This is a genomic window from Streptomyces fodineus, assembly GCF_001735805.1.
In the GTDB taxonomy this organism is placed as follows: domain Bacteria; phylum Actinomycetota; class Actinomycetes; order Streptomycetales; family Streptomycetaceae; genus Streptomyces; species Streptomyces fodineus.
In genome coordinates this window covers 700,530-721,717 of sequence record NZ_CP017248.1, presented here as the reverse complement: position 1 = coordinate 721,717, position 21,188 = coordinate 700,530, and the positions used below count along the sequence as shown (strand labels likewise).

Sequence of the window (21,188 nt, the reverse complement as noted above, 5' to 3'; positions counted from 1 at the left end):
CTCGCATGGGAGACACGGCGTTGCCCGACAACGGATGGCCGGCCGACCGGATCGACACCGAGAACGCCCACTCGGCCCGTATCTACGACTACATTCTCGGCGGCAAGGACTACTACCCCGCCGACAAGGAGGCCGGCGACGCCATGGCCGGGGAGTGGCCCGCGCTCCCGGTCCACATGCGCGCCAACCGCGACTGGATGAACCGCGCCGTGCGCTGGCTCGCCGAGGAGGCGGGCATGCGCCAGTTCCTGGACATCGGCACCGGCATCCCGACCTCGCCCAACCTGCACGAGATCGCCCAGGCCGTGGCTCCCGAGTCCCGGGTCGTCTACGTCGACAACGACCCGATCGTCCTCACCCTGTCCCAGGGCCTGCTGGCCAGCGCGCCCGAGGGCCGTACCTCCTACATCGAGGCCGATTTCCGTGACCCGGCGGCCATTCTGGACGCCCCGGAGCTGCGCGAGACGCTGGACCTGGACAAGCCGGTCGCGCTCACGGTCATCGCCATCGTCCACTTCATGCTCGACGAGGACGACGCGGTCGGTGTCGTACGCCGGCTTCTGGAGCCGCTGCCGTCCGGCAGCCATCTGGCGATGTCCATCGGCACCGCCGAGTTCGCGCCCGAGGAAGTGGGCCGGGTCGCCCGCGAGTACGCGGCCCGCAAGATGCCGATGCGGCTGCGCACCCTCGACGAGGCCCATGAGTTCTTCGAGGGCCTGGAGCTGGTCGAACCGGGCATCGTCCAGGTGCACAAGTGGCACCCCGACGGCACCGGCGAGCAGAACATCCGCGACGAGGACGTCGCGATGTACGGCGCGGTCGCCCGTAAGCCCTGACAGACCGACGGCAAGCCCCGGCAGACCAGGGGCCGGGGTCCGACCCACCTCCCGGACCCCGGCCCCGCCCCTTTCCCACGGCCGCTCGGGCGGCGCCCCGGCCGGTAGCGTGAGCCCATGTACGCCACCCGAGTCTCCCGGCGCGTGCAGGCGCCCCCGCACGCCGTCTACCGGGCCCTGACCGACCCGGACGCGATCGCGGCCTGGCGCGTCCCGGCCGGCATGACCGCCCGCGTCCACACGTTCGACGCCCACGAGGGCGGCACCTTCCGGGTCTCCCTGACCTACGACGACGCGTTCGCCGCCGGCAAGTCGGGCCGGCACACGGACACCTACCACGGCCACTTCGCCCGGCTCGTGCCCGGCGCCCTGGTGGTCGAGGTGTTCGCGTTCGAGACGGAGGACGAGGCCGTGCGCGGCACCATGACCATGACGACCACGCTCACCGCGGCCGGCGGCGGCACGGACGTGGAGATCCTGCACGAGGGCATCCCCGACGCCGTTCCCCGCGAGGACAACGAACAGGGCACCCGGATGGCCCTGGACAATCTCGCCCGACTCGTCGAGGGAAAGGGCGCGCATAGGCCGTCCCAAGGGGAATGACCGAAAGGGCGCGGAAATCCGACCGGAATTCGGCACAACCTTCCGGCTGCCTCATGTTCTGGGGATCGGGTGGGAAAAAAGGCCCGGAGAAACGGAACCGGCGCGAGGGAAATGAGGTCTTACGGTCCGTCGACGGCCGGGATCGGCCTGGTCGTACCGAAACCGGGGGAAAGAGACGTATGTCCGTCCGCAGTCGCAAGACCCTGATCACCGCGGTGGCCCTCACCGGCGGCCTCACCCTGGCCGCCGTGACACCGGCCCTCGCGGGCACCGCCGCCAGCCACACCGCCCGTGCCACCGCCGTGTCCTCCGCCCAGGGCGACCCGCGCAACGTCACCCAGCACGTGGCCGACTTCTACGGCGCCTACATCGACGCCGTCTGGTCCACCGACGACAGGTCCGCGGGCGAGGCCGCCAAGGCGCTGCGTGCCTTCTACCTTTCCTCCGCCGCCCAGAAGAAAGTCGCCGCCTTCGAGAAGAAGGAGCACGCCGACGGCGTTCTCTTCGCGCAGAACGTGCCGGTGAAGTGGCAGGTCAGCTACACCGGTTCCGGCGCCGGCCACGCCACCAGCCGGGTCACGCTCACCTGGAGCGACGGACCGCGCGCCGAGGTCAGCAGGATCGACGTCCAGTCCGACCTGAAGACCCTCAAGATCACCGACCTCAAGTCGGTTCGCTGACCGGGGGCGTGCGGTCCCGCCCCGCCCCCACTCGGGGCGGGGCTCACGCCTGCCGTGGCAGATCCGCCGTACGTGATCGGGGTCGTCCGTGTGAGCGGGCTTCGCCGGCGCCACACCCTGGGCGACGGCACCGTCACCCCTGCCGGAAGCTGTCCGCGCCGGCGGCCCGGCCGTGGTGGCGGCGCCGGTCGACGGCCGTGCGGTGCAGCGCGATGAGCGCGGCGTCGTCGTCCAGCCGGCCCCCGGCGTGGGTGAGCAGGTCGCGCCGCACATGGTGCATCAGCGCCTCGGGACTGTCGTCGGTCCAGTGCACGGCCCGCTCGGTGAGCGGATAGAACCGGCCGTGGGTGTCCCTGGCCTCCACCACACCGTCGGTGTAGAGCAGGAGCGTGTCGCCGGGCTCGAAGGAGAACACGTCCAGCGTGTGCTCGGTGGTCTCGTGCTGCACCCCGAGCGGCGGCGACGGGTGCAGGCTCGGCACGGTGACGGCGTGGCCGGGACTCAGCAGCAGGGGCGGCGGATGGCCGCAGCTGGTCATCCGGGTGACCGGATCCCGGTCGGGGATCTCCACCAGCAGCGCGGTGGCGAACCGTTCGCCCGCCTCCTCCGGCGGTTCCAGGTCCGCCGCGTAACGGGTGACGCTCTGCTCCAGCACGGTGGCCAGCTCGGCGAGCGGCATGTGCCGGTGCGCGCTCTCCCGGAACGCGCCGAGCAGCAGCGCGGCCTCGCCGATGGCGGCCAGGCCCTTGCCGCGCACATCGCCGATCAGAACGCGGACCGCGCCGTCGCACCGGGTCGCCGCGTACAGGTCGCCGCCGATCTGTGCCTCGTCCTCGGCGGCCAGGTACAGCGAGGCGATCCGCAGCGGGCCGATCTGCTCGGGCAGCGGCCACATCAGCACGTGCTGCGCGGCCTCGGCAACCGTGCGGACCTGGGCCAGCTGCGCCTGCCGGCGCTCGCGCAGGGCGCTGTAGACCACCAGCAGTGCCGAGAGCACGGCGAGGGTGATGATCTGCACGACATGGTTCGAGGTGCCGATCCCGCCGTGGGTGAAACCGATGATGACCTGGGCGGCGATGGCCAGCGCGCCGATGGCCGCCGTGGTCCGCGGCCCGGCGAAGGACGGCGTGAGCGCGGGCGCGATCACCAGTGCCGGGCCGAGGTGCACGTTGGCGGGGGCATGCATGTCGACCACCGTGATCACCACGATGAGCACTACCGGAAGCAGCAACAGAGCGTGTGCCGACTGCCACGGCTGCCACGGACCCACCTTGGACAGGGGCCTCATTCCTACAGCGTGCTCCCACGCCGGACACGATGCACGTCACTCGGGAAGAATCGGGGGCCGTGCCGCCGGTGAAGCGAAGGCCACCGTCAGCTGCGTCACGGCTCTGGGGAACACGGCCCGTCCCGGTCGCGCGTACGGCCCTCGCCAGCCGCCGCCGGAATCTCGCCGCCGGCACTCCGCCGCTGGTCGGGCGGCTGAGCAGCCCCGATCCGCCCGGTGGTACGCGGTGTCGGGGCGGTCGCGCCGGGTACCCGTACGACCCCCGGGGGCGAACCGGGGTGCAGGGTGCCGCGAACGGAGATGCCATGACGCACAACGGGGAGGACACCGCGCCCCTCCGGCGGCCGGAGGTCACCGAGCTCCGCCTCGCCGCGGGCGGGCCGGGGGACCCGGCCGCGCCCGCGCCGGCCCGGCCGGACCTGCCGCAGGACCGCAGCCAGGCCATCCTGGAGGCCGCCAAGCAGATCGGCGCCCTGCTGAAACGCGCCGGCCACCCCTTCGCGCTGGCCGGGAGCGTGGCCGTATACGCCCACGGAGGCAGCCGGTACCTTCAGCACGACGCCGACTTCTGCGTGCTGCCCGACGACGCCGACGCGGTGTCCGCCACCCTTCGCGAGGCCGGTCTCGGCGTCCGCACCCCGCCTGAGGACTGGCTGCTGAAGACCACCTGCCAGGGGCAGAACGTCGACATCATCTTCGCCCTCGCGCACCAGCGCGTCACCAAGGACATGCTCGAGCGCGCCCATGTCCTGCCGGTCGACTCGGTCCTGATGCCCGTCCTGGCTCCGACCGACCTGATCCACAGCCTGATCAGCGCCTTCTCGGAGCACTACTGCGACTTCGGGGCCGTCCTGCCGGTGGCCCGTGCCGTCCGCGAGAAGGTCGACTGGGACGAGCTGCGGGCGGCCTGCGGCGACCAGCCCATGCCGGCCGCCTTCCTCTTCCTCCTCGAACGGCTGAACGTGATCGACCCCCAGGAGGGGCAGCCATGACCGACACCAGCCCGCCGCCCGCGTCGGCGGCCGGCAACCTGGACTACCGCGTCGCCCACCTCGCCGAGCGCCTGGCCGCCGGGCCGCTCGGGGAACTGGGCGTACGACTGGAGCTGCGCGGCGAGGCCGTCCTGCTGACCGGCACCGTGTCGTCCACCCAGTGCCGGGACGACATCCTGCGCCTGGCCCGCGAGGAACTGGCGGGGCATCCCGTCCACTGCGACATCATGGTCGCCGGGACCTCCTCGCCCGACCACGGGGAGGACCTGACATGATCCGCGTCGCGGCCGTCGGGGACATCCACATGGCCCCCGAAAGCCAGGGAACGCTGCGCCCCTCCTTCGAGACGCTGCCGAGGTGCGCCGACATCCTGCTCCTCGCCGGGGACCTCACGCGGCACGGCACCCCGGAGGAGGCCGCGGTCGTCGCCCGGGAGATCAAGGACGTCGGTGTGCCGGTCGTCGCCGTCCTGGGCAACCACGACTACCACGACGAGCGGCCGGAGGAGGTCTCCGCGATCCTCCGGGACGCCGGCGCCCATGTGCTGGAAGGACAGGCCGCCGTCGTCAGCGCACACGAGGCCCGCATCGGCGTCGCCGGGACGAAGGGCTTCGGCGGCGGATTCGTCGGACGCTGCGCCGGGGAGTTCGGCGAACCGATCATGAAGGAGTTCGTCCGCTACAGCCGCCGCTGCGCAGACGGACTGCAGAACGCCCTGAAGGACCTGGCCGACTGGAACTGCGACGTACGGATCGCCCTGACCCACTTCTCGCCCGTGCCGGACACCCTGGCCGGGGAGCCGCAGGAGATCTATCCGTTCCTCGGCAGCTATCTGCTCGCCGAGGCGATCGACACCGTCGGCGCCGACCTCGCCGTGCACGGCCACGCCCACGCCGGCTCCGAGCACGGCATGACCAGCGGCGGGGTCCGGGTGCGGAACGTGGCCCAGCCGGTCATCGGGCAGGCCTTCCACGTGTACCGCCTGCCGACCCACGAGGAGCACGCGCAGGGGTGAACGCCGCCCGGCCGGTCGAGCGGGCCACCGGCGACCGGGACGCCGCGAGCAGACCCACGGTCCGTACGCAGGGCTTGTTCCCAGTGCCTCCGCCGGTCCGGGCCCGTGCTGATGGCTCCCGTCAATACACCCGCGTCAGCAGCTCCAGCACCTCTGCCTCCTCCGGCAGCCGCGGCGCGTTCTTCGTCACCGCGTCCGCGGTCGCGCCCGCCGCGATGGCCGGCAGCAGGTCGCGGTCGGTGCCCAGCTCGCGCAGCGGGCGCTTGATGTCCAGTGCCCCGCACTGTTCCCGTACCGCCGTGACGGCCGCCCGCGCCCAGTCGCCGTCGTCGGGCGGTGGCACCCGCATCGCCCGCGTCGCCTGCTCGTACGCCGCCCCCGCCGCCGGTGCGCTGAACTCCATGACCTCTTCCAGGACGGCGGCCAGGGCAACACCGTGCGGGGTGCCGGTGTGGGCGGTGAGCGCGTGGCCGATGCCGTGGACCAGGCCGAGCCCGGAGAGGGTCAGGGCCTGGCCCGCCAGGTGGGCGCCCATCATCAGTTCGGCGCGCGCGTCGAGGTCCGAGCCGTCCCGGTGGGCGGCCGGCAGCGCACGGCTGACCATGCCCACCGCCTGGGTGGCGCAGGCCACGGAGAAGGCGTTCGCGCCGCGCGAGGCCGGCGACTCGATGCCGTGGACGAGCGCGACGATGCCGGTCGCGGCCGTCGCGGCCGGCGGCAGGCAGAGCGTCAGCTCCGGGTCGAGCAGGGCGGCCTGCGGCCTGACGGACGGGTGGCCGATGTACACCTTGCGGCAGGCCGCCGCGTCCTCGATCAGGCCGAAGCCGTTCCCTCCGAGGTTCTCGCGGTCACCGCGTTCGGGCTGATCGCCCGCTGGGTCAGGGCGGTGGCCCCGAGTCCGGCCGGGACCACCGCCGCGCTCGCCGGAACGCGTCTGCCACGCAGATACGGCACCCACCCCGGGAACACCTCGCCCCATCGGCGGGGCCGTGTCCGGTATGCGGCGCCCCTAGCGATTCACGGCTCGCATACCCGCCTCGTCATACCGCTCACCCGCCGCCGCGGGCAGCTCGGCATCGATGCGGGCCAGGTCCTCCTTGGTCAGCTCGATTCCGACCGCGCCGGCGTTCTGCTCCAGGTAGGTGCGCCGCTTGGTGCCCGGGATCGGCACCAGGTCCTCGCCCTGGGCCAGCACCCAGGCGATGGCCAGCTGGGCCGGCGTGACGTCCTTCTCGGCGGCGATCTCCTTGACCTTCGCCGCCAGCCGCAGGTTCGCCTCCAGGTTGGCGTCCGTGAAGCGCGGGTTGTTGCGCCGGAAGTCGTTCGCGTCCAGCTCGTCCGGCGAGGTGAAGCGCCCGGCGAGGAAGCCGCGGCCGAGCGGGGAGTACGGCACGAAGCCGATGCCCAGCTCCCGGCAGGCGGGCAGCACCTCGGCCTCCACGTCCCGCGTCCACAGCGAGTACTCGCTCTGCACGGCGGCGATCGGATGCACGGCGTGCGCCCGCCGGATGGTCTCCGCGCCGGCCTCGCTCAGCCCGATGTGCCGCACCTTGCCCTGCTGGACCAGTTCGGCCAGCGCCCCGACCGTCTCCTCGATGGGCACGTTCGGGTCGACCCGGTGCTGGTAGTACAGGTCGATGTGGTCGGTGCCCAGCCGCTCCAGCGAACCGTGGATCGACTCACGGACGTGCTCGGCGGAGCCGTCCTGCCGGCCGATCGTCGTCATGTCGCCCGGTACGGCGTTGTCCATCCGGTAGTTGAACTTGGTCGCGATCACGTACTCGTCGCGGTGCCCCCGGATCGCCTCGCCGACCAGCGACTCGTTGGTCAGCGGCCCGTACACCTGCGCGGTGTCGAGGAAGTTGATCCCCAGTTCCAGGGCGCGCCGGATGGTCGCGAGGCCCTCCTCCTGGTCGGCGGAGCCGTAGAAGGCGGACATGCCCATACATCCAAGGCCGAGAGCCGATACCTCGAGGTCCCGCAGACTGCGCTTCTGCATGTGATGTCCCAGCCTTTCCCGCACACTCGATCGTCGTCGCGTACGGCAGGCAGGGGATCCCTCACGAGCCGTACGTCTGCGACGCTACGAGTTGGAGCGCTCTCGAAGTCAAGCAACGCTCCGCGCAAGGCCGGGAATCAGCCGGACCGCCAGGCCCGGACAGGTCGTTCCGGGTGACCACCGGTTTGTCGCGCTGTCGGCTCGCCGGTACCGACCGGTACGGCGGGCGGAGCGGGGGCCTGTACTGGAGGACGGATCCCAGCGGGTGAAGGTTGCCTTCCGCGCCCGGATTCCGCTGCTGGGGGCCTGTGGGTCTTCCCACACCCGCGTGCATACGCAAAGGATCTTGACGCCCGCCTCCCGGCTCGCTGAACTGTCACCGATCGGGCCTCACCACCACAGAGGCCCACACCGGGGGAGGGACCGGGCGCATGCCGGAAAGACAGCGGCGGGACCAGCAAATGACCGAGGGGTACCGGAACGCACGCCCCGCCGCACGGCGTTCCAGAAACGCGCCGCACGCCCTGTCCCCGTAATCGCACTCACCAGAACCGAAGGCGCGACCACCGGCCGAGCCACGCGGGCAAGCCGCCCGCACACAGGGGTGGGTCGGCCGGGGAAGATCCGTACATCTATACGATGGCGACGGAAACGGGCGGATGACAGGAAAGCGCCCCGCGACCGGAATGCCGGACGTGGGGTGAAGGGGGCGATGGACATGCCGGGGGAGCCGAAGGCGATGGGCTGTCGTGTCTCATGACGACTGAAGGGCGCATCGAGTGGTGCCGCGCGCTGCTCGCACGGCTGGTCCGGTTCACCGGGCGCACGCTGCGGGGCGAGTGGCACGCCATCGTCGTCGAACCGGTGCGGCGGCTCATCCGGCGCGGGCTGTCCGGGCTGCTGCTGGCGTGCGTCGCCGCGTTCGGCGTCGTCTTCTTCCACGACATCGCCCAGTACCCGCTCGGCGAGGTGTGGGTGACGCGGCTCGGCGGCGTCAGGGCCGACCTGCCGCTGTGGCTGTCCTTACTGCGCACGCCCGTCTCGCTGTACGTCCCGGCACTCGATCTGCCGGTGTGGGCGGGCATCACCCAGCTGTTCCTCGCCTTCGCCTGGGCCGAACTGGCCCTGGGCCGGGCCCGCACACTGGCGATCTCCTACGCCACCACCGTGGCCGGCACGCTCACCGCCCGCGTGATGATCGCGCTGGGCCCCGGCTGGTGGGGTTTCGGGCTGCCGCACGAGTACGGGCAGGTGCTCGACACCGGGCCCTCCGCGGCCGTGGTCGGCCTGTTCACCTATCTCTCGGTGGTCAAACGCGCGCCCGTGGTGTTCACACTGACCGGCGGCTCGATGGTGTGGGAGTCCATCGCCGTACCCAACCTGGCCGGCCGCGAGCACCTGATCGCGGTGGGCTCGGCGATCGTCCTCGGCCTCCTGCACGGCCGCCGCGCACGCCTCCAGGCGCTCCTGCGCGCCCTGCTCTCCACCCGGGACGGCGGACCCACGTCCATCGAGCCGACGGCGACCCCCGCGCCCGCTGAGCCGACGGCAACCCCGGCGCCCGCTGAGCCGACGGCGGCCCCCGCGCCGGCCGAACCGTCGGCGACGCCCGCGACCACGCCGTCCCGCGCCGTGCCCGCCCAGGCGACCGCCGACCGTTCCAAGGGCACGGCGATGACGTCCCTGGAATGCTGATCCCGCCACGCCCGCGTGTGGCGTCGCCCACCCCGTCAATGTGATGGTTTTCGCACGTGGACAGGTGCGGCCACCCCCTAAGGTGGCCCGCGAGGTACGGCAGGGCGTGGCTGACACCATGGTGTTCGTCGCCGGCAGGGCAGCTGAAGGGAATCCAGGATGTTCCGTAAGGTGCTGGTCGCCAACCGTGGCGAGATCGCGATCCGCGCGTTCCGGGCGGGCTACGAACTCGGCGCGCGCACCGTCGCCGTGTTCCCGCACGAGGACCGCAACTCGCTGCACCGGCTGAAGGCCGACGAGGCGTACGAGATCGGGGAGCCGGGACACCCGGTACGCGCCTACCTCTCCGTCGAGGAGATCGTGGGCGCCGCCCGCCGGGCCGGCGCCGACGCCGTCTACCCGGGCTACGGCTTCCTGTCCGAGAACCCCGAACTGGCCCGCGCCTGCGAGGAGGCGGGCATCACCTTCGTCGGACCGAGCACCGCCACCCTGGAGCTGACCGGCAACAAGGCCCGCGCGGTCGCCGCCGCCCGCGCCGCCGGCGTGCCCGTGCTCGGCTCCTCCCAGCCGTCCAACGACGTGGACGAACTGGTGCGCGCCGCCGAGGAGATCGGCTTCCCCGTCTTCGTCAAGGCCGTCGCCGGCGGCGGTGGGCGCGGCATGCGCCGTGTGCAGGACCCCGCCCAGCTGCGCGAGTCCATCGAGGCCGCCTCCCGCGAGGCCGACGCCGCGTTCGGCGACCCGACCGTCTTCCTGGAGAAGGCCGTCGTCGACCCGCGCCACATCGAGGTGCAGATCCTCGCCGACGGCGCGGGCAACGTCATCCACCTCTACGAGCGCGACTGCTCGCTCCAGCGCCGCCACCAGAAGGTCATCGAGCTGGCTCCCGCCCCCAACCTCGATCCGGAGGTACGGGAGCGGATCTGCGACGACGCGGTGCGCTTCGCCCGCGAGATCGGCTACCGCAACGCGGGCACGGTCGAGTTCCTCCTCGACCCCGACGGCAACCACGTCTTCATCGAGATGAACCCGCGCATCCAGGTCGAGCACACCGTGACCGAGGAGGTCACGGACGTCGACCTGGTCCAGGCCCAGCTGCGGATCGCCTCCGGCGAGACCCTCGCCGACCTCGGCCTCGCCCAGGACACCATCACCCTGCGCGGCGCCGCCCTGCAGTGCCGTATCACCACCGAGGACCCCGCCAACGGCTTCCGCCCGGACACCGGCCGGATCAGCGCCTACCGCTCCCCGGGCGGCTCCGGCATCCGCCTGGACGGCGGCACCACCCACGCCGGTACGGAGATCAGCGCGCACTTCGACTCGATGCTGGTCAAACTCACCTGCCGGGGCCGGGACTTCAAGGCGGCCGTCGGCCGCGCCCGGCGTGCCGTGGCCGAGTTCCGCATCCGCGGCGTGGCCACCAACATCCCGTTCCTGCAAGCCGTCCTGGACGACCCCGACTTCCAGGCGGGCCGGGTCACCACCTCCTTCATCGAGCAGCGCCCGCACCTGCTGACCGCCCGCTCCTCCGCGGACCGCGGCACCAAGCTGCTCACGTACCTCGCCGACGTCACGGTCAACAAGCCGCACGGCGAACGCCCCGACCTGCTCGACCCGGTCACCAAGCTGCCGCCGCTGCCGGCCGGTGAACCTCCCGCCGGTTCCCGTCAGTTGCTGGTCGACCTCGGCCCCGAGGGCTTCGCACGCCACCTGCGTGAGTCGCCGACCATCGGGGTCACCGACACCACCTTCCGCGACGCCCACCAGTCCCTGCTCGCCACCCGGGTGCGCACCAAGGACCTCCTCGCCGTCGCCCCGGTCGTCGCCCGCACCCTGCCGCAGCTGCTCTCCCTGGAGTGCTGGGGCGGTGCGACGTACGACGTGGCGCTGCGCTTCCTCGCCGAGGACCCCTGGGAGCGGCTGGCCGCCCTGCGCGAGGCCGTCCCCAACATCTGCCTCCAGATGCTGCTGCGCGGCCGCAACACCGTCGGCTACACCCCGTACCCGACCGAGGTGACCGACGCCTTCGTGCAGGAGGCCGCCGCCACCGGCATCGACATCTTCCGCATCTTCGACGCCCTCAACGACGTCGGCCAGATGCGCCCCGCCATCGACGCCGTACGCGAGACCGGCACCGCGATCGCCGAGGTCGCCCTCTGCTACACCGCCGACCTCAACGACCCCGCCGAGCGGCTGTACACCCTCGACTACTATCTGCGCCTGGCCGAGCAGATCGTCGAGGCCGGCGCCCATGTCCTCGCCGTCAAGGACATGGCCGGACTGCTGCGCGCCCCCGCCGCCGCCAAGCTGGTCTCCGCGCTGCGCCGCGAGTTCGACCTGCCCGTGCATCTGCACACGCACGACACGGCCGGCGGCCAGCTCGCCACCTACCTCGCCGCGATCCAGGCGGGCGCCGACGCGGTGGACGGCGCGGTCGCCTCCATGGCCGGTACGACCTCCCAGCCCTCGCTGTCGGCGCTGGTGGCCGCCACCGACCACTCCGACCGTCCCACCGGGCTCGACCTGCACGCCGTCGGCGACCTGGAGCCGTACTGGGAGGGCGTCCGCAAGATCTACGCCCCGTTCGAGGCGGGCCTCGCCTCCCCGACCGGCCGCGTCTACCACCACGAGATCCCCGGCGGCCAGCTGTCCAACCTGCGCACCCAGGCCGTCGCCCTCGGCCTCGGCGACCGCTTCGAGGACATCGAGGCCATGTACGCCGCCGCCGACCGCATCCTCGGCCGCCTGGTCAAGGTCACCCCGTCCTCAAAGGTGGTCGGCGACCTCGCCCTGCACCTGGTCGGCGCCGGGGTCTCCCCGAAGGACTTCGAGGAGACGCCCGACAGGTTCGACATCCCGGACTCGGTGATCGGCTTCCTGCGCGGCGAGCTGGGCACCCCGCCCGGCGGCTGGCCCGAGCCGTTCCGTACCAAGGCGCTGCAGGGTCGGGCCGCGCCCAAGCCGGCGCCCGAGCTGTCCGCTGAGGACCGCGAGGGCCTGGCCAAGGATCGCCGGGCCACCCTCAACCGGCTGCTGTTCCCCGGTCCGACGCGCGAGTTCGACACCCACCGCCAGTCCTTCGGCGACACCAGCGTCCTGGACAGCAAGGCGTTCTTCTACGGCCTGCGGCCCGCCAAGGAGTACGCCGTCGACCTGGAGCCCGGCGTACGGCTGCTGATCGAGCTGCAGGCGATCGGCGAGGCGGACGAGCGGGGCATGCGCACGGTGATGTCCACGCTCAACGGCCAGCTGCGGCCCATCCAGGTCCGTGACCGCGCCGCGGCCTCGGACGTGCCGGTGACGGAGAAGGCCGACCGCGCGAACCCCGGCCATGTGGCGGCGCCGTTCGCCGGCGTGGTGACCCTGGCGGTGGCCGAGGGCGACGAGATCGCCGCCGGCGCCACCGTCGCCACCATCGAGGCGATGAAGATGGAGGCCACCATCACCGCGCCGAAGGCGGGCCGCGTGTCCCGGCTGGCCATCAACCGCATCCAGCAGGTGGAGGGCGGCGACCTGCTGGTGGAGCTCGCCTGACCAGGCGCCCGGCACCTACCCGCTCGCCGGCCCTCAGTCCCAGAGCGGGTAGGTCATGACCTGCTGGAACCCCTCGGGGTGGTCATGGGCGTAGGTGAGGGTCATCCGCGTGTAGTGCTGCACACCCGGATCCTTCTTCCAGGGCTTGGCTTCGTCGAGCCGGACCGTGACCGGGTAGCCGTGGAAGCGGCCGGCCGCACAGTACGGCTTGCAGTCGTTGACCATGTTCACACCCGTGGCCGTCGCGCCGTCCGGGCTCCACTGCGACCAGTGGAGCCCGATGAGGCGGCTGTTGCCGTCGCCGCAGGCCAGGATGAAGTCGGCCGGGCGGACGTTCTGGTGCCAGGTGCAGTCGACGAGAACGGGGCGCGGGGGATCGGCCTTGTGGGGCGTGGTCGGTGGACTCGCCGAAGCCGTGGTCATGGCCGCCGTCAGAAGGGCGCCTGCCGCGAGGGTGACCGCCGTTCCCATCACTGATCCGCGCATGGTCGCTCCCGCCGTCGTGCTGTTCCTAGCGCGTTCACCCGACGCTACGACCGTACGGCCGAATGCACCAGTCGCGCAGGTCGGGCGGCGTGTCAGCCGTGCTTCACGGTCAGGCCGTAGAACGCGACACGGGCGCCGTCGGTGGTGCTGTCCGAGGAGGACTGGTTGTAGGAGCCGGCCTTGAAGTACTGCTTGTACTGCTGGAACGACGACGGGATGCCGTAGTGGGTGGTGGTGCCGTTGACGGTCAGGTCGATGGTGTTCCCGCCGGATACGGCGATGGTGTAGCTCCACGTCTTGCCGACCGGCACGTGCCCCACGGCGTGCGAGGTCTGCCCGCCGGACGGCGAGTTCTCCGTGCCGAGGACGATGTCGCCGTTCGCGTGGTAGTACAGCTCCAGCAGCGGCTTGGTGGAGGAGCCGCCGCTGCCGAGGTGGATCTGCCCGACGCACACGTTCTTCGTCACGGACACCACGCGAAGGGTCGCGCTCATCCTGTGTGAGCCGGACAGCGCCCAGTCGGCGGTGCTGCCGGCGCGGTTCATCTCGCGCAACTCGGAGCGGGCGTAGTTGGAGTTCGGTGTGGTGACGCCCTTCTCGGGCGCCCAGAAGGTCATGGCCCCGTCACGGGTGTCGGTGTAGAAGTACGCGTCCTGGTAGCCGTTCGCGCCCTGGAGCCGGGACGACGGGATGGTCGTCGGGCTGCCGGGGGAGCCGACGGGTTCCTGGAGCTCCCAGACCGACAGGTCGAAGTTGCCGCCGGGGGCGACATGCGGATCGGCGGCGAGCGCACCGGGGCTGCCCAGGAGGCTGAGGGCCAGGGCGAGGCCCGCGGTGATCGGCACCGAGAGGAGCCGGGATCGGGTCATGTGGGGGTCCCTTCTGCGAACCGAAGGTCGGATCAAGGATGCGTTCAGCAGCATGAACGCTGAACGCATCCTTGGTCATCGGTGACCCGAGAAGCTAGAGGTCTGAACCAGACACGTCAAGAGGTTCAGCAGGCGCCCTCGTCCTGCCACGGCCCCCATTCCGAGGCGCCGGGCACCTCGTTCTGGGTCCACCACTTGGCCTTCCAGTTGTGCTTGTTGTACGAGACCTCGTTGCCGGCCGTGTACACCGCCGACGCGCTCCAGGCGGTCTTGCACGAGGTGGGAGTGGGGGTCGGGGTCGGAGTGGGAGTCGGCGGGGTGGTCGGCGGGGTGACCCCGGCGAAGTTCACCGAGTACTTGGCGAAGTCCCAGGAGTTCTGCGCCACGCTGGAGCATGTGCCGGACGTACGACCGCCGTTGTCGGGCGGGCTGCACTGCCGGTCGCGGTTCAGGGACCAGAACGTGAAGCGGTCCATGTTGTGGCTCGTCGCGTAGTCCAGCACCGTCTGGAAGTCGGCCTGGGTGAAGTACTCGCCCGTGTCGCTGCGGCCGTTCATGCCGGAGAAGCCCTCGTGCGCGTACGCGGTCGCCTGGTCCCAGCCGAAGGTGGACTGCAGGATCGCATTGAAGTTGGTCAGCGCGCTGGTCTGGCTCGCCGCTCCGTTGAAGCCGCCGTCGAACGGCATGATGGAGAAGTTGTTCGGCGTGAACCCCTGGGACTTGGCCTCCAGCAGCATCTGCTTGCCGAACCAGCCGGTGCCGTCGGCTGTACCGGCCGTCGTCACGGAGACGTACAGGCCCGGGTTGTTCTGCTGGAGGATCTTGGCGGCGCCGATCTCGTTCTTGATGGCCGCCGTGTTCTCGTACTCCGGCTCCTCCAGGTCGAAGTCGATGGCGTGCAGCCCGTACTTGGTGATGACCTGCTGGTAGGCCGCCGCCGTGGATGCGGCGTCCGCGCAGGCCTGGCCGAGCTTGGTGCCGCCGTAGCCGCCGATGGAGACCGACACGTCACCGCCCTTGGCGCGGATCGTGCTGATCAACGACTGTACGGCCGTGTCCGAGGACACCGGCGAGGTGCCGCCCCAAGTGGGCGAACAGCCGCCGCCGTTGGGGGCGAGGATGAAGGCCAGCTGGAAGGCCTTGAGGTTGGTGGCGTCCATGATGGCGGCCGCATCCGGTGGGTCGTTGTCCAGCGGCATCAGATACGGGGCGGCGGCGTACCAGCGGTTGCTCAGCGCGGTCGTCGCGCCCGAGGCGTTGCTCGCGACGAGCGCGGTGGTGCCGGCGGCGGCGAGCGCGACGGCCGCCGTCGCGCCCAGGCATGCCCGAAGACGTCTCACTGCGTGCCTCCAGAGGGTGGGGAGTCCCCGGAGCGGGGAGCCCCACCCTCTGGGAGCTGTTGCGGTCACGTCAATAAGTTGGACTAGACCAACACGCTCTTTGGACTAGACCATACGATTCCTTTACCTCTCGTCGACCAGTCGCACGGTGAATCCCCGGTCCAGCGGCAGACTCGGTGTGGTGACGGTCGTGACATCCGTGCCGGCGTCGTACGACCAGGCGGAGGCGGGCAGTCGGCGGCCGTCGAGGAGCACCTGACGGGGCGCCGAGTCGCCGTGCACGGTGAACCGGTAGGAGCGGTCGTCCACCTTGCCGGCGTAGTCGCCCCTGCTCGCGCCGACGGAGACGGTGGTCGCGTTGCCGTCGCTGTGCACGGACACCCGCTGGGTGGCGGCGGCGCCCTGCGCGAAGTCGCGGGTCACCCCGTCGTCCTCGTACAGCGTGTAGCGGCTCGTGCCGTGGGCCGCCGGGTACAGGTCCCAGTCCAGCTCGTGCCGGTCCCGGGTCTGCCAACTCGTCGTCCCCTTCGGCCACATCGGCACGATCGCGCCCTCGCGCACGAACAGCGGGAGCGTGTCGAGCGGGGCGTGGTAGCCGTTGACCGTGGTCGGGCCCTGGTAGGTGCGGCCGGTCCAGTAGTCGGTCCAGGTGCCCTTCGGCAGGTAGATGCCGTCGCGGGTGTCGGTGTCCTGGTAGACCGGGGCCACGAGGAAGTCGGGGCCGGACAGGAACTCGTACTTCGCCTGGTCCGAGAGGGTGCCCGGGTCGTCCGGGAACTCCAGCCACAGCGGCCGTACCGAGCCCACACCGGTCTTCGCCGCCTCGGCGGACAGGGTGTACATGTACGGCAGCAGCCGTTCCTTCAGCTGCAGGTACTTCCTGTTGACCGAGGTGTAGGGCTCCCCGTCCAGCCAGGGCTGCTGGTCGGCGGGCTTCTTCGTGGTGAGGTCGGTCGCCCAGCCGTCCATGGTCATGATGGCCGGCAGGAACGCCTTCCACTGCAGGTCCCGGGCGTACATCTTGGCGTCGTGCCGGTAGATGCTGCCCACGTCACCGGTGTTGTAGGCGATGCCGGACAGGGTCGCGCCGGCATAGGTCGGGATCTGCCAGCGGATGTAGTCCCAGGACAGCTTCTGGTCGCCGCTCCACAGCACTCCGCAGCGCTGGGCGCCCGCCCAGGACACCGGCAGCCACACGAAACCGCGCGCGTCGCTGTTGGCCTCGATCCCCTTCTTGGCGGCGTCGCACGCGTCCAGCGCGAACTTGTAGCCGTTGCCGACCCAGGCCACGTCCAGCTTGGCCACCCGTTGGCCCGCCTTGACCTGGTCGGCCAGCTTGTCGATGCCGTCCTGGGTCCACAGGCCGAGCTGCGCGTGGTGGTCCTGCAGGCCCTTGGCGGTCTGCTCCAGGTTCTCGTACCCGCAGCCGTAACCGTCGTTGACCAGCATCCAGCCGAGCGGCATCTGGTTCTGTGTGTACCCGTCGGCGATCTTCAGCGCGTCCAGGGTGTGCCGCTCGCCCCGGTTGGCGTTGTGCAGGTAGCAGTCGGAGTCGCCGGGTTCGAGTCCGTACACCGGAGGCATGAAGGGCTTGCCGGCCAACGCCGTGTACTTGCCGATGACCTGCTTGGCGTCACCGAGGAAGTAGTAGGCGTCCAGCCGCCGTTCCTGCTGGCCCGTGGTCACCGGTGACCCGAAGGTGTACACGCCCGGTGCGAAGGTGTTGCGCAGCACGCCGTAGCCCGCGCTGGAGAGGTAGAACGGCTGGGAGTTGTTGTAGCCGCCCTCATCCCAGTCGAAGCTGTTGGACACGTACATCGTCTGCCCGCGGTGCGAGAAGCTGCCGTTCTGCTCGCCACCACCGAAGAACTGCTCGTCCGCGCCCCGCACGAGGCTCTGCCGCATGCCGCCGGTGGACCAGCGCAGCGGCTTGTCCTCCTGCCAGATCCGGGTGCGGTTGTCGGGCTTGTACAGTCCGAAGCGCAGTGGCTTCTTGTAGACGCGCAGGACGGCCTGCGGCGAGCGGATGCCGTAGTAGTCGCCCGCGTCGAAGGACGAGGTGTGCCGCTCGGTCGCGGGCTGTTCGCGCACGATGTCGGTGCCCGCGGGATCGCTCAGCGAGCCGGAGGGATCTGCCTGCAACCGCAGTCGACCACCTGTCAGGAAATCCGCCTGCGCCGTGAGTTGACCCGCCTTGACGGTGTAACTGCCGTCGCCGCCCGAGAACGATGTGAGATCGCCGGCGTCCGTGGTGGCGGGCAGATACGCCGTGCCGGTGAAGGAGTTGTCGTGCACGTCGTACGGGACGACCAGTACGTGGTACGTCCCCGACGCCCGCGGGATCACCGTGGCCTCGGGATCGGCTGTGCCCGCGCTGGACGCGACCTGCTTGCCGTGGTCGTCGTAGACGTACAGGTCGAAGTCGTCGGAGGGCTTCTCCCACTTGACCGCCAGCGGGACGCCGCCCTCGGGGTTGTCGTCCCAGTAGCCGTCCGGCACCGAGACGGTCAGGTCGAAGCGGTCGCAGACCTTGTTGTCGGGGTCGGCTGCGGCGTCGGGACAGGTCTCGGTGCCGCCGCCGGTGCCCTTGGCGTAGACCGGGCTCTGCCAGCTGACGCTGCCGTGGGCCGGATCGAGTACGGCGCCGGAGGCGGTGGCGGCGGCCTGGGCGGGTGCCGGGCCCGCGAGCACGGTTGCCGCCAGGGCGGTCGCCAGCCCCAGCGGCACCCAGGCCGGCCACGGCACACGATGGCGTAGTCTTCGCGGTCTTTGCACGGCGGAACAGCTCCCCTCGCAGCGCTGCGGACTGACTGTTCTTGCGGGCTGTTGCTCGTACGCGCTCGAAATGAGCTTCAATCGAGCAACTTCACGCACGAAGACTCGGGGTTGGCGCAGGTTCATGTCAAGAGCGCGGATCCTGGATCGAGGGGGCTCAGAGGGAACTGCCCGGGGTGAGCAGGTCGTCGAGGCCGGCACGGCGGAAGAACTCGGCGCGGACACGGCCGGCGACCGCGGAGACGACCTCGCTGCCGTCACGGGCCGGGTCCACGTGGGTGCGCAGCGGCCGGCGGCCGCCGGGCAGGTCCACCAGACGTACGACGGCCCGGGCGACCTCCGCCGCGTCCGCGTCCGGCGGGATCAGCGCCGCGAGCCGCTGGTCCAGCCCCGCCAGCAGGGTGCCGTAGCGTTCGTCGTAGGCCGCCGCGCGCCCGGTGTCGGCGGGGGTGCCGGCGTGCAGGAAGTGGTTCGTGCCGGAGGTGAAGGCGCCCGGCACGACGATCGCGGTGTCGATGCCGAACCGGACCAGTTCACCGGCGTAACTGACCGCCAGCGCGTCCATCGCCGCCTTGGCCGCGAAGTACGGCCCCAGGAACGGCGGACAGCCGCCGCGCGTGCTGGAGCTGCCGATCCACACCAGCAGGCCCTCGCCCCGCTCCCGCAGCCGGGGCAGCGCGGCCCGGTTCACGCGCTGGGCACCCAGCACATTGACGTCGTACAGGTCCGCGAGCTGCTCGGGAGTGAAGGCCTCGGCGGGCCCGGTGACCATGTGGCCCGCGTTGTGCACCACCACGTCCAGCCGGCCCTCGGCGGCCAGCACCCGGGCCACCGCCGCGTCGGCGGAGTCCTGGGAGGTGACGTCCAGTTCGACGGCGTGCAGGGACACGCCGTGGTCGGCCGCGTATCCGTCCAGGCCGGCCACGGCGGAGGCGTTGCGGCCGGCCGTCTGCCGGATGCCCGCGTAGACGGTGTGGCCCGCGTCGGCGAGGGCGCGCACGGTCAGCGCGCCGAAGCCGCTGGAGGCGCCGGTGACCAGGATCGTTCGGGGGTGTCGGTGGTCATGATTCCTCAAGGGGTGGGGAGGGTGATGGTCAGACGATGCCGCCGTTGGCGCGCACGACCTGGCCGTTGACCCAGTGGCCGGCCGGGGAGGCGAGGAAGGCCACCACCTCGGCGATGTCGGCGGGCGTGCCGAGGCGTTCCAGCGGCGGCTGGGCGGCCAGGCGCGCGATGGTCTCCTCGTCCTTGCCGTCCAGGAACAGCTCGGTGGCCGTGGGCCCGGGGGCGACGGTGTTCACGGTGACGTCCCGGCCGCGCAGTTCGCGGGCCAGCACCAGGGTCAGCGCCTCGACCGCGCCCTTGCTCGCGCTGTAGGCGCCGTACGTGGGAAAGGCCAGGCCCACCACGGACGTGGAGAAGGCGACGAACGAGCCGCCCCGGCGCAGGGTGCGGGCCGCCTGGCGGGCGACCACGAACGTGCCGCGGATGTTGGTGCGGTGCATCGCGTCCAGCTCGGCGAGGTCCAGCTCGGCGATCGGCGCGAGATACATCCGGCCGGCCGCGTGGACCACCGCATCGACCCCGCCGAACTCCGCGGCGGCCGTCCCGAACAACTCGGCGACCTGCCGTTCGTCCGCGACATCGGCGCGCACGGCGACCGCCCTGCCGCCGGCCGCGATGACCTCCTCGACGGCGGCCTCGGCCGACTCGCGGTTGCCGGCGTACCCGATCACCACGGCGTATCCGTCGGCGGCGAGCCGGCTCACCGTCGCCCGGCCGATACCGCGCGAGCCTCCGGTGACCACGGCCACACGGGGCCGGGCAGCCGGTTCCCGGACGGTTGTTTCCTGGGTGGCTGGTTCCTGAGCGGACATGAGCGGTCTCCTGCCGGACGTCGCGGTGCGGTACGTGCTTCTTCAGCCTGGGCCGCCGTACCCCCGTCAACCACGGCTGCGCTCACCCGGGGGTCGGCAACCCCTGGCTACGCATCCCGCGGGGCGCGACCATGGAGGGCGTGAACCATGCCGAGCTGGCCGCCTTCCTGAAGTCCCGGCGCGACCGGGTCCGCCCCGCCGACGTCGGCCTGCCCGCCGGCCCGCGCCGCCGCGTCCCGGGCCTGCGCCGCGAGGAGGTGGCCCAGCTGGCCGGGCTCTCGGCCGACTACTACACCGAGCTGGAGCGGGGCCGCGGCGCTCAGCCCTCCTCGCAGGTCCTGGCCGCCCTCGCCCGCGCCCTGCGGATCGGCGGCGACGAACGCGACCACCTGTTCCACCTCGCCGACCGCCGGCTGCCGTCCGAGGCGTCCGGGCCCACCGCGCTCGTCCAGCCCGCCCTGCTCGGCCTCCTGGACCGGCTCACCACCACGCCCGCCCAGGTCATCACCGACCTGCATGAGCCGCTCGTCCAGAACCCCCTCGCCGTGGCACTGCTCGGAGAGATGCCGAGCGGACGCGGTCCCCACCGCAGCTTCGTGTACCGCTGGTTCACCGAGCCCGCGGCCCGCGGCATCTACCCGGCCGAGGACCATCCGCACCACTCCCGGGTGTTCACCGCCGACCTCCAGGCGGTCGCCGCCCGGCGCGCCAAGGACACCGACGTCACCCGGCTGGTGGCCGCGCTGCTGCGGCGCAGCACGGAGTTCGCCGAGCTGTGGGAGCAGCGGGAGGTGGCCCTGCGCCGCACCGACCACAAGCGGATCGTCCACCCCTCGCTCGGCGTCATCGAGCTGGACTGCCACAGCCTCTTCAGCGAGGACGGCCGGCAGCGCCTGCTGTGGTTCAGCGCCCCGCCCGGCACCGAGGGAGCCGCCCAGCTTGAGCTGCTTTCGGTCATCGGCACTCAGGAGCTGAGTGCCGCGGCGGAGGAACGGGGGCGCAAGCCCCGCTGAAAGGCCGGGTAAGGACTTGTCCCCGAAGTCCGCAGACCCGTGGCGGACCGTCCGTCGCCTGAGGCACCCTTGACAGTGTGCGTACTGTTTCGCGACGTTTGAGCAGTCGCGCGCGGAGGGGATTTTTGCGCACATCGGAACCAGTGGCAGGACGCGCCCGGCGCGTCATGGGGGGAGCGGTCGCCC

General features: G+C 71.5%; 18 protein-coding genes. 9 read left to right on the top strand and 9 right to left on the bottom strand.

From position 1 onward, the window contains the following. Positions 1-20 precede the first annotated feature (20 nt). The 3 genes from BFF78_RS03180 (at position 21) to BFF78_RS03170 (ending at position 2,119) form a co-directional block, all read left to right on the top strand. Complete coding sequence (locus BFF78_RS03180) at positions 21-836, top strand: SAM-dependent methyltransferase (RefSeq protein WP_069783347.1); 816 nt, start codon at positions 21-23, stop codon at positions 834-836. A gap of 117 nt (positions 837-953) precedes the next feature. After that, on the top strand, positions 954-1,439 hold the full coding sequence (locus BFF78_RS03175; protein WP_069776851.1) for an SRPBCC domain-containing protein: 486 nt from the start codon (positions 954-956) through the stop codon (positions 1,437-1,439). Positions 1,440-1,618: 179 nt separating this feature from the next. After that, positions 1,619-2,119, top strand: coding sequence for a hypothetical protein (locus BFF78_RS03170; protein WP_069776850.1), 501 nt, complete (start codon positions 1,619-1,621; stop codon positions 2,117-2,119). 133 nt (positions 2,120-2,252) lie between these two features. Here BFF78_RS03170 and BFF78_RS03165 read toward each other — a convergent pair whose 3' ends face one another. Next, on the bottom strand, positions 2,253-3,407 hold the full coding sequence (locus tag BFF78_RS03165) for a PP2C family protein-serine/threonine phosphatase (RefSeq protein ID WP_069776849.1): 1,155 nt from the start codon (positions 3,405-3,407) through the stop codon (positions 2,253-2,255). Positions 3,408-3,712: 305 nt separating this feature from the next. Here BFF78_RS03165 and BFF78_RS03160 point away from each other — a divergent pair, with 305 nt between their 5' ends. Genes BFF78_RS03160 through BFF78_RS03150 form a run of 3 tightly spaced genes read left to right on the top strand, consistent with a single transcriptional unit; the run spans position 3,713 to position 5,414 of the window. Then, complete coding sequence (locus BFF78_RS03160; protein WP_069776848.1) at positions 3,713-4,399, top strand: nucleotidyltransferase family protein; 687 nt, start codon at positions 3,713-3,715, stop codon at positions 4,397-4,399. After that, positions 4,396-4,674 carry a BON domain-containing protein gene (locus tag BFF78_RS03155; protein ID WP_069776847.1) on the top strand — a complete coding sequence of 93 codons (279 nt, stop codon included), beginning with the start codon at positions 4,396-4,398 and terminating at the stop codon, positions 4,672-4,674. The genes BFF78_RS03160 and BFF78_RS03155 overlap by 4 nt, the downstream gene beginning before the upstream one ends. Beyond that, a complete protein-coding gene (locus tag BFF78_RS03150; protein ID WP_069776846.1) occupies positions 4,671-5,414 on the top strand; it encodes a metallophosphoesterase family protein in 744 nt (247 codons plus the stop codon). The genes BFF78_RS03155 and BFF78_RS03150 overlap by 4 nt, the downstream gene beginning before the upstream one ends. A 121-nt stretch (positions 5,415-5,535) precedes the next feature. Here BFF78_RS03150 and BFF78_RS03145 read toward each other — a convergent pair whose 3' ends face one another. Together BFF78_RS03145 and BFF78_RS03140 are read right to left on the bottom strand one after the other, a co-directional pair. Beyond that, positions 5,536-6,201, bottom strand: a complete 666-nt coding sequence (locus BFF78_RS03145; protein ID WP_237282572.1) for an iron-containing alcohol dehydrogenase — start codon at positions 6,199-6,201, stop codon at positions 5,536-5,538. Between the two features lie 222 nt (positions 6,202-6,423). Next, positions 6,424-7,413, bottom strand: a complete 990-nt coding sequence (locus tag BFF78_RS03140) for an aldo/keto reductase (protein WP_069776845.1) — start codon at positions 7,411-7,413, stop codon at positions 6,424-6,426. Between the two features lie 756 nt (positions 7,414-8,169). Here BFF78_RS03140 and BFF78_RS03135 point away from each other — a divergent pair. Then, positions 8,170-9,108 carry a hypothetical protein gene (locus tag BFF78_RS03135; RefSeq protein WP_079161123.1) on the top strand — a complete coding sequence of 313 codons (939 nt, stop codon included), beginning with the start codon at positions 8,170-8,172 and terminating at the stop codon, positions 9,106-9,108. A gap of 159 nt (positions 9,109-9,267) precedes the next feature. Further along, the gene (locus BFF78_RS03130) at positions 9,268-12,642 is read left to right on the top strand and encodes a pyruvate carboxylase (RefSeq protein ID WP_069776844.1); all 3,375 of its coding nucleotides are present in this window, start codon (positions 9,268-9,270) and stop codon (positions 12,640-12,642) included. A gap of 33 nt (positions 12,643-12,675) precedes the next feature. Here BFF78_RS03130 and BFF78_RS03125 read toward each other — a convergent pair whose 3' ends face one another. The 6 genes from BFF78_RS03125 to BFF78_RS03100 all read right to left on the bottom strand — a co-directional run bounded on the left by BFF78_RS03125 (position 12,676) and on the right by BFF78_RS03100 (position 19,989). After that, positions 12,676-13,128 carry a hypothetical protein gene (locus tag BFF78_RS03125; RefSeq protein WP_069776843.1) on the bottom strand — a complete coding sequence of 151 codons (453 nt, stop codon included), beginning with the start codon at positions 13,126-13,128 and terminating at the stop codon, positions 12,676-12,678. 92 nt (positions 13,129-13,220) lie between these two features. Next, complete coding sequence (locus BFF78_RS03120; RefSeq protein WP_069776842.1) at positions 13,221-13,997, bottom strand: polysaccharide lyase family 7 protein; 777 nt, start codon at positions 13,995-13,997, stop codon at positions 13,221-13,223. A gap of 125 nt (positions 13,998-14,122) precedes the next feature. Then, positions 14,123-15,337: a carbohydrate-binding protein gene (locus BFF78_RS03115; RefSeq protein ID WP_069776841.1), complete on the bottom strand. Its 1,215-nt coding sequence runs from the start codon at positions 15,335-15,337 to the stop codon at positions 14,123-14,125. Positions 15,338-15,460: 123 nt separating this feature from the next. Further along, complete coding sequence (locus BFF78_RS03110) at positions 15,461-17,632, bottom strand: glycoside hydrolase family 31 protein (RefSeq protein ID WP_418346742.1); 2,172 nt, start codon at positions 17,630-17,632, stop codon at positions 15,461-15,463. 637 nt (positions 17,633-18,269) lie between these two features. Beyond that, positions 18,270-19,187 (bottom strand): SDR family oxidoreductase, encoded by a 918-nt coding sequence (locus tag BFF78_RS03105; RefSeq protein ID WP_069776839.1) that lies wholly within the window; start codon positions 19,185-19,187, stop codon positions 18,270-18,272. Between the two features lie 19 nt (positions 19,188-19,206). Beyond that, positions 19,207-19,989, bottom strand: coding sequence for an SDR family oxidoreductase (locus BFF78_RS03100; protein ID WP_069776838.1), 783 nt, complete (start codon positions 19,987-19,989; stop codon positions 19,207-19,209). 140 nt (positions 19,990-20,129) lie between these two features. Here BFF78_RS03100 and BFF78_RS03095 point away from each other — a divergent pair, with 140 nt between their 5' ends. Next, positions 20,130-21,002 (top strand): helix-turn-helix transcriptional regulator, encoded by an 873-nt coding sequence (locus BFF78_RS03095; RefSeq protein WP_069776837.1) that lies wholly within the window; start codon positions 20,130-20,132, stop codon positions 21,000-21,002. The last annotated feature ends 186 nt before the right edge of the window (positions 21,003-21,188 follow it).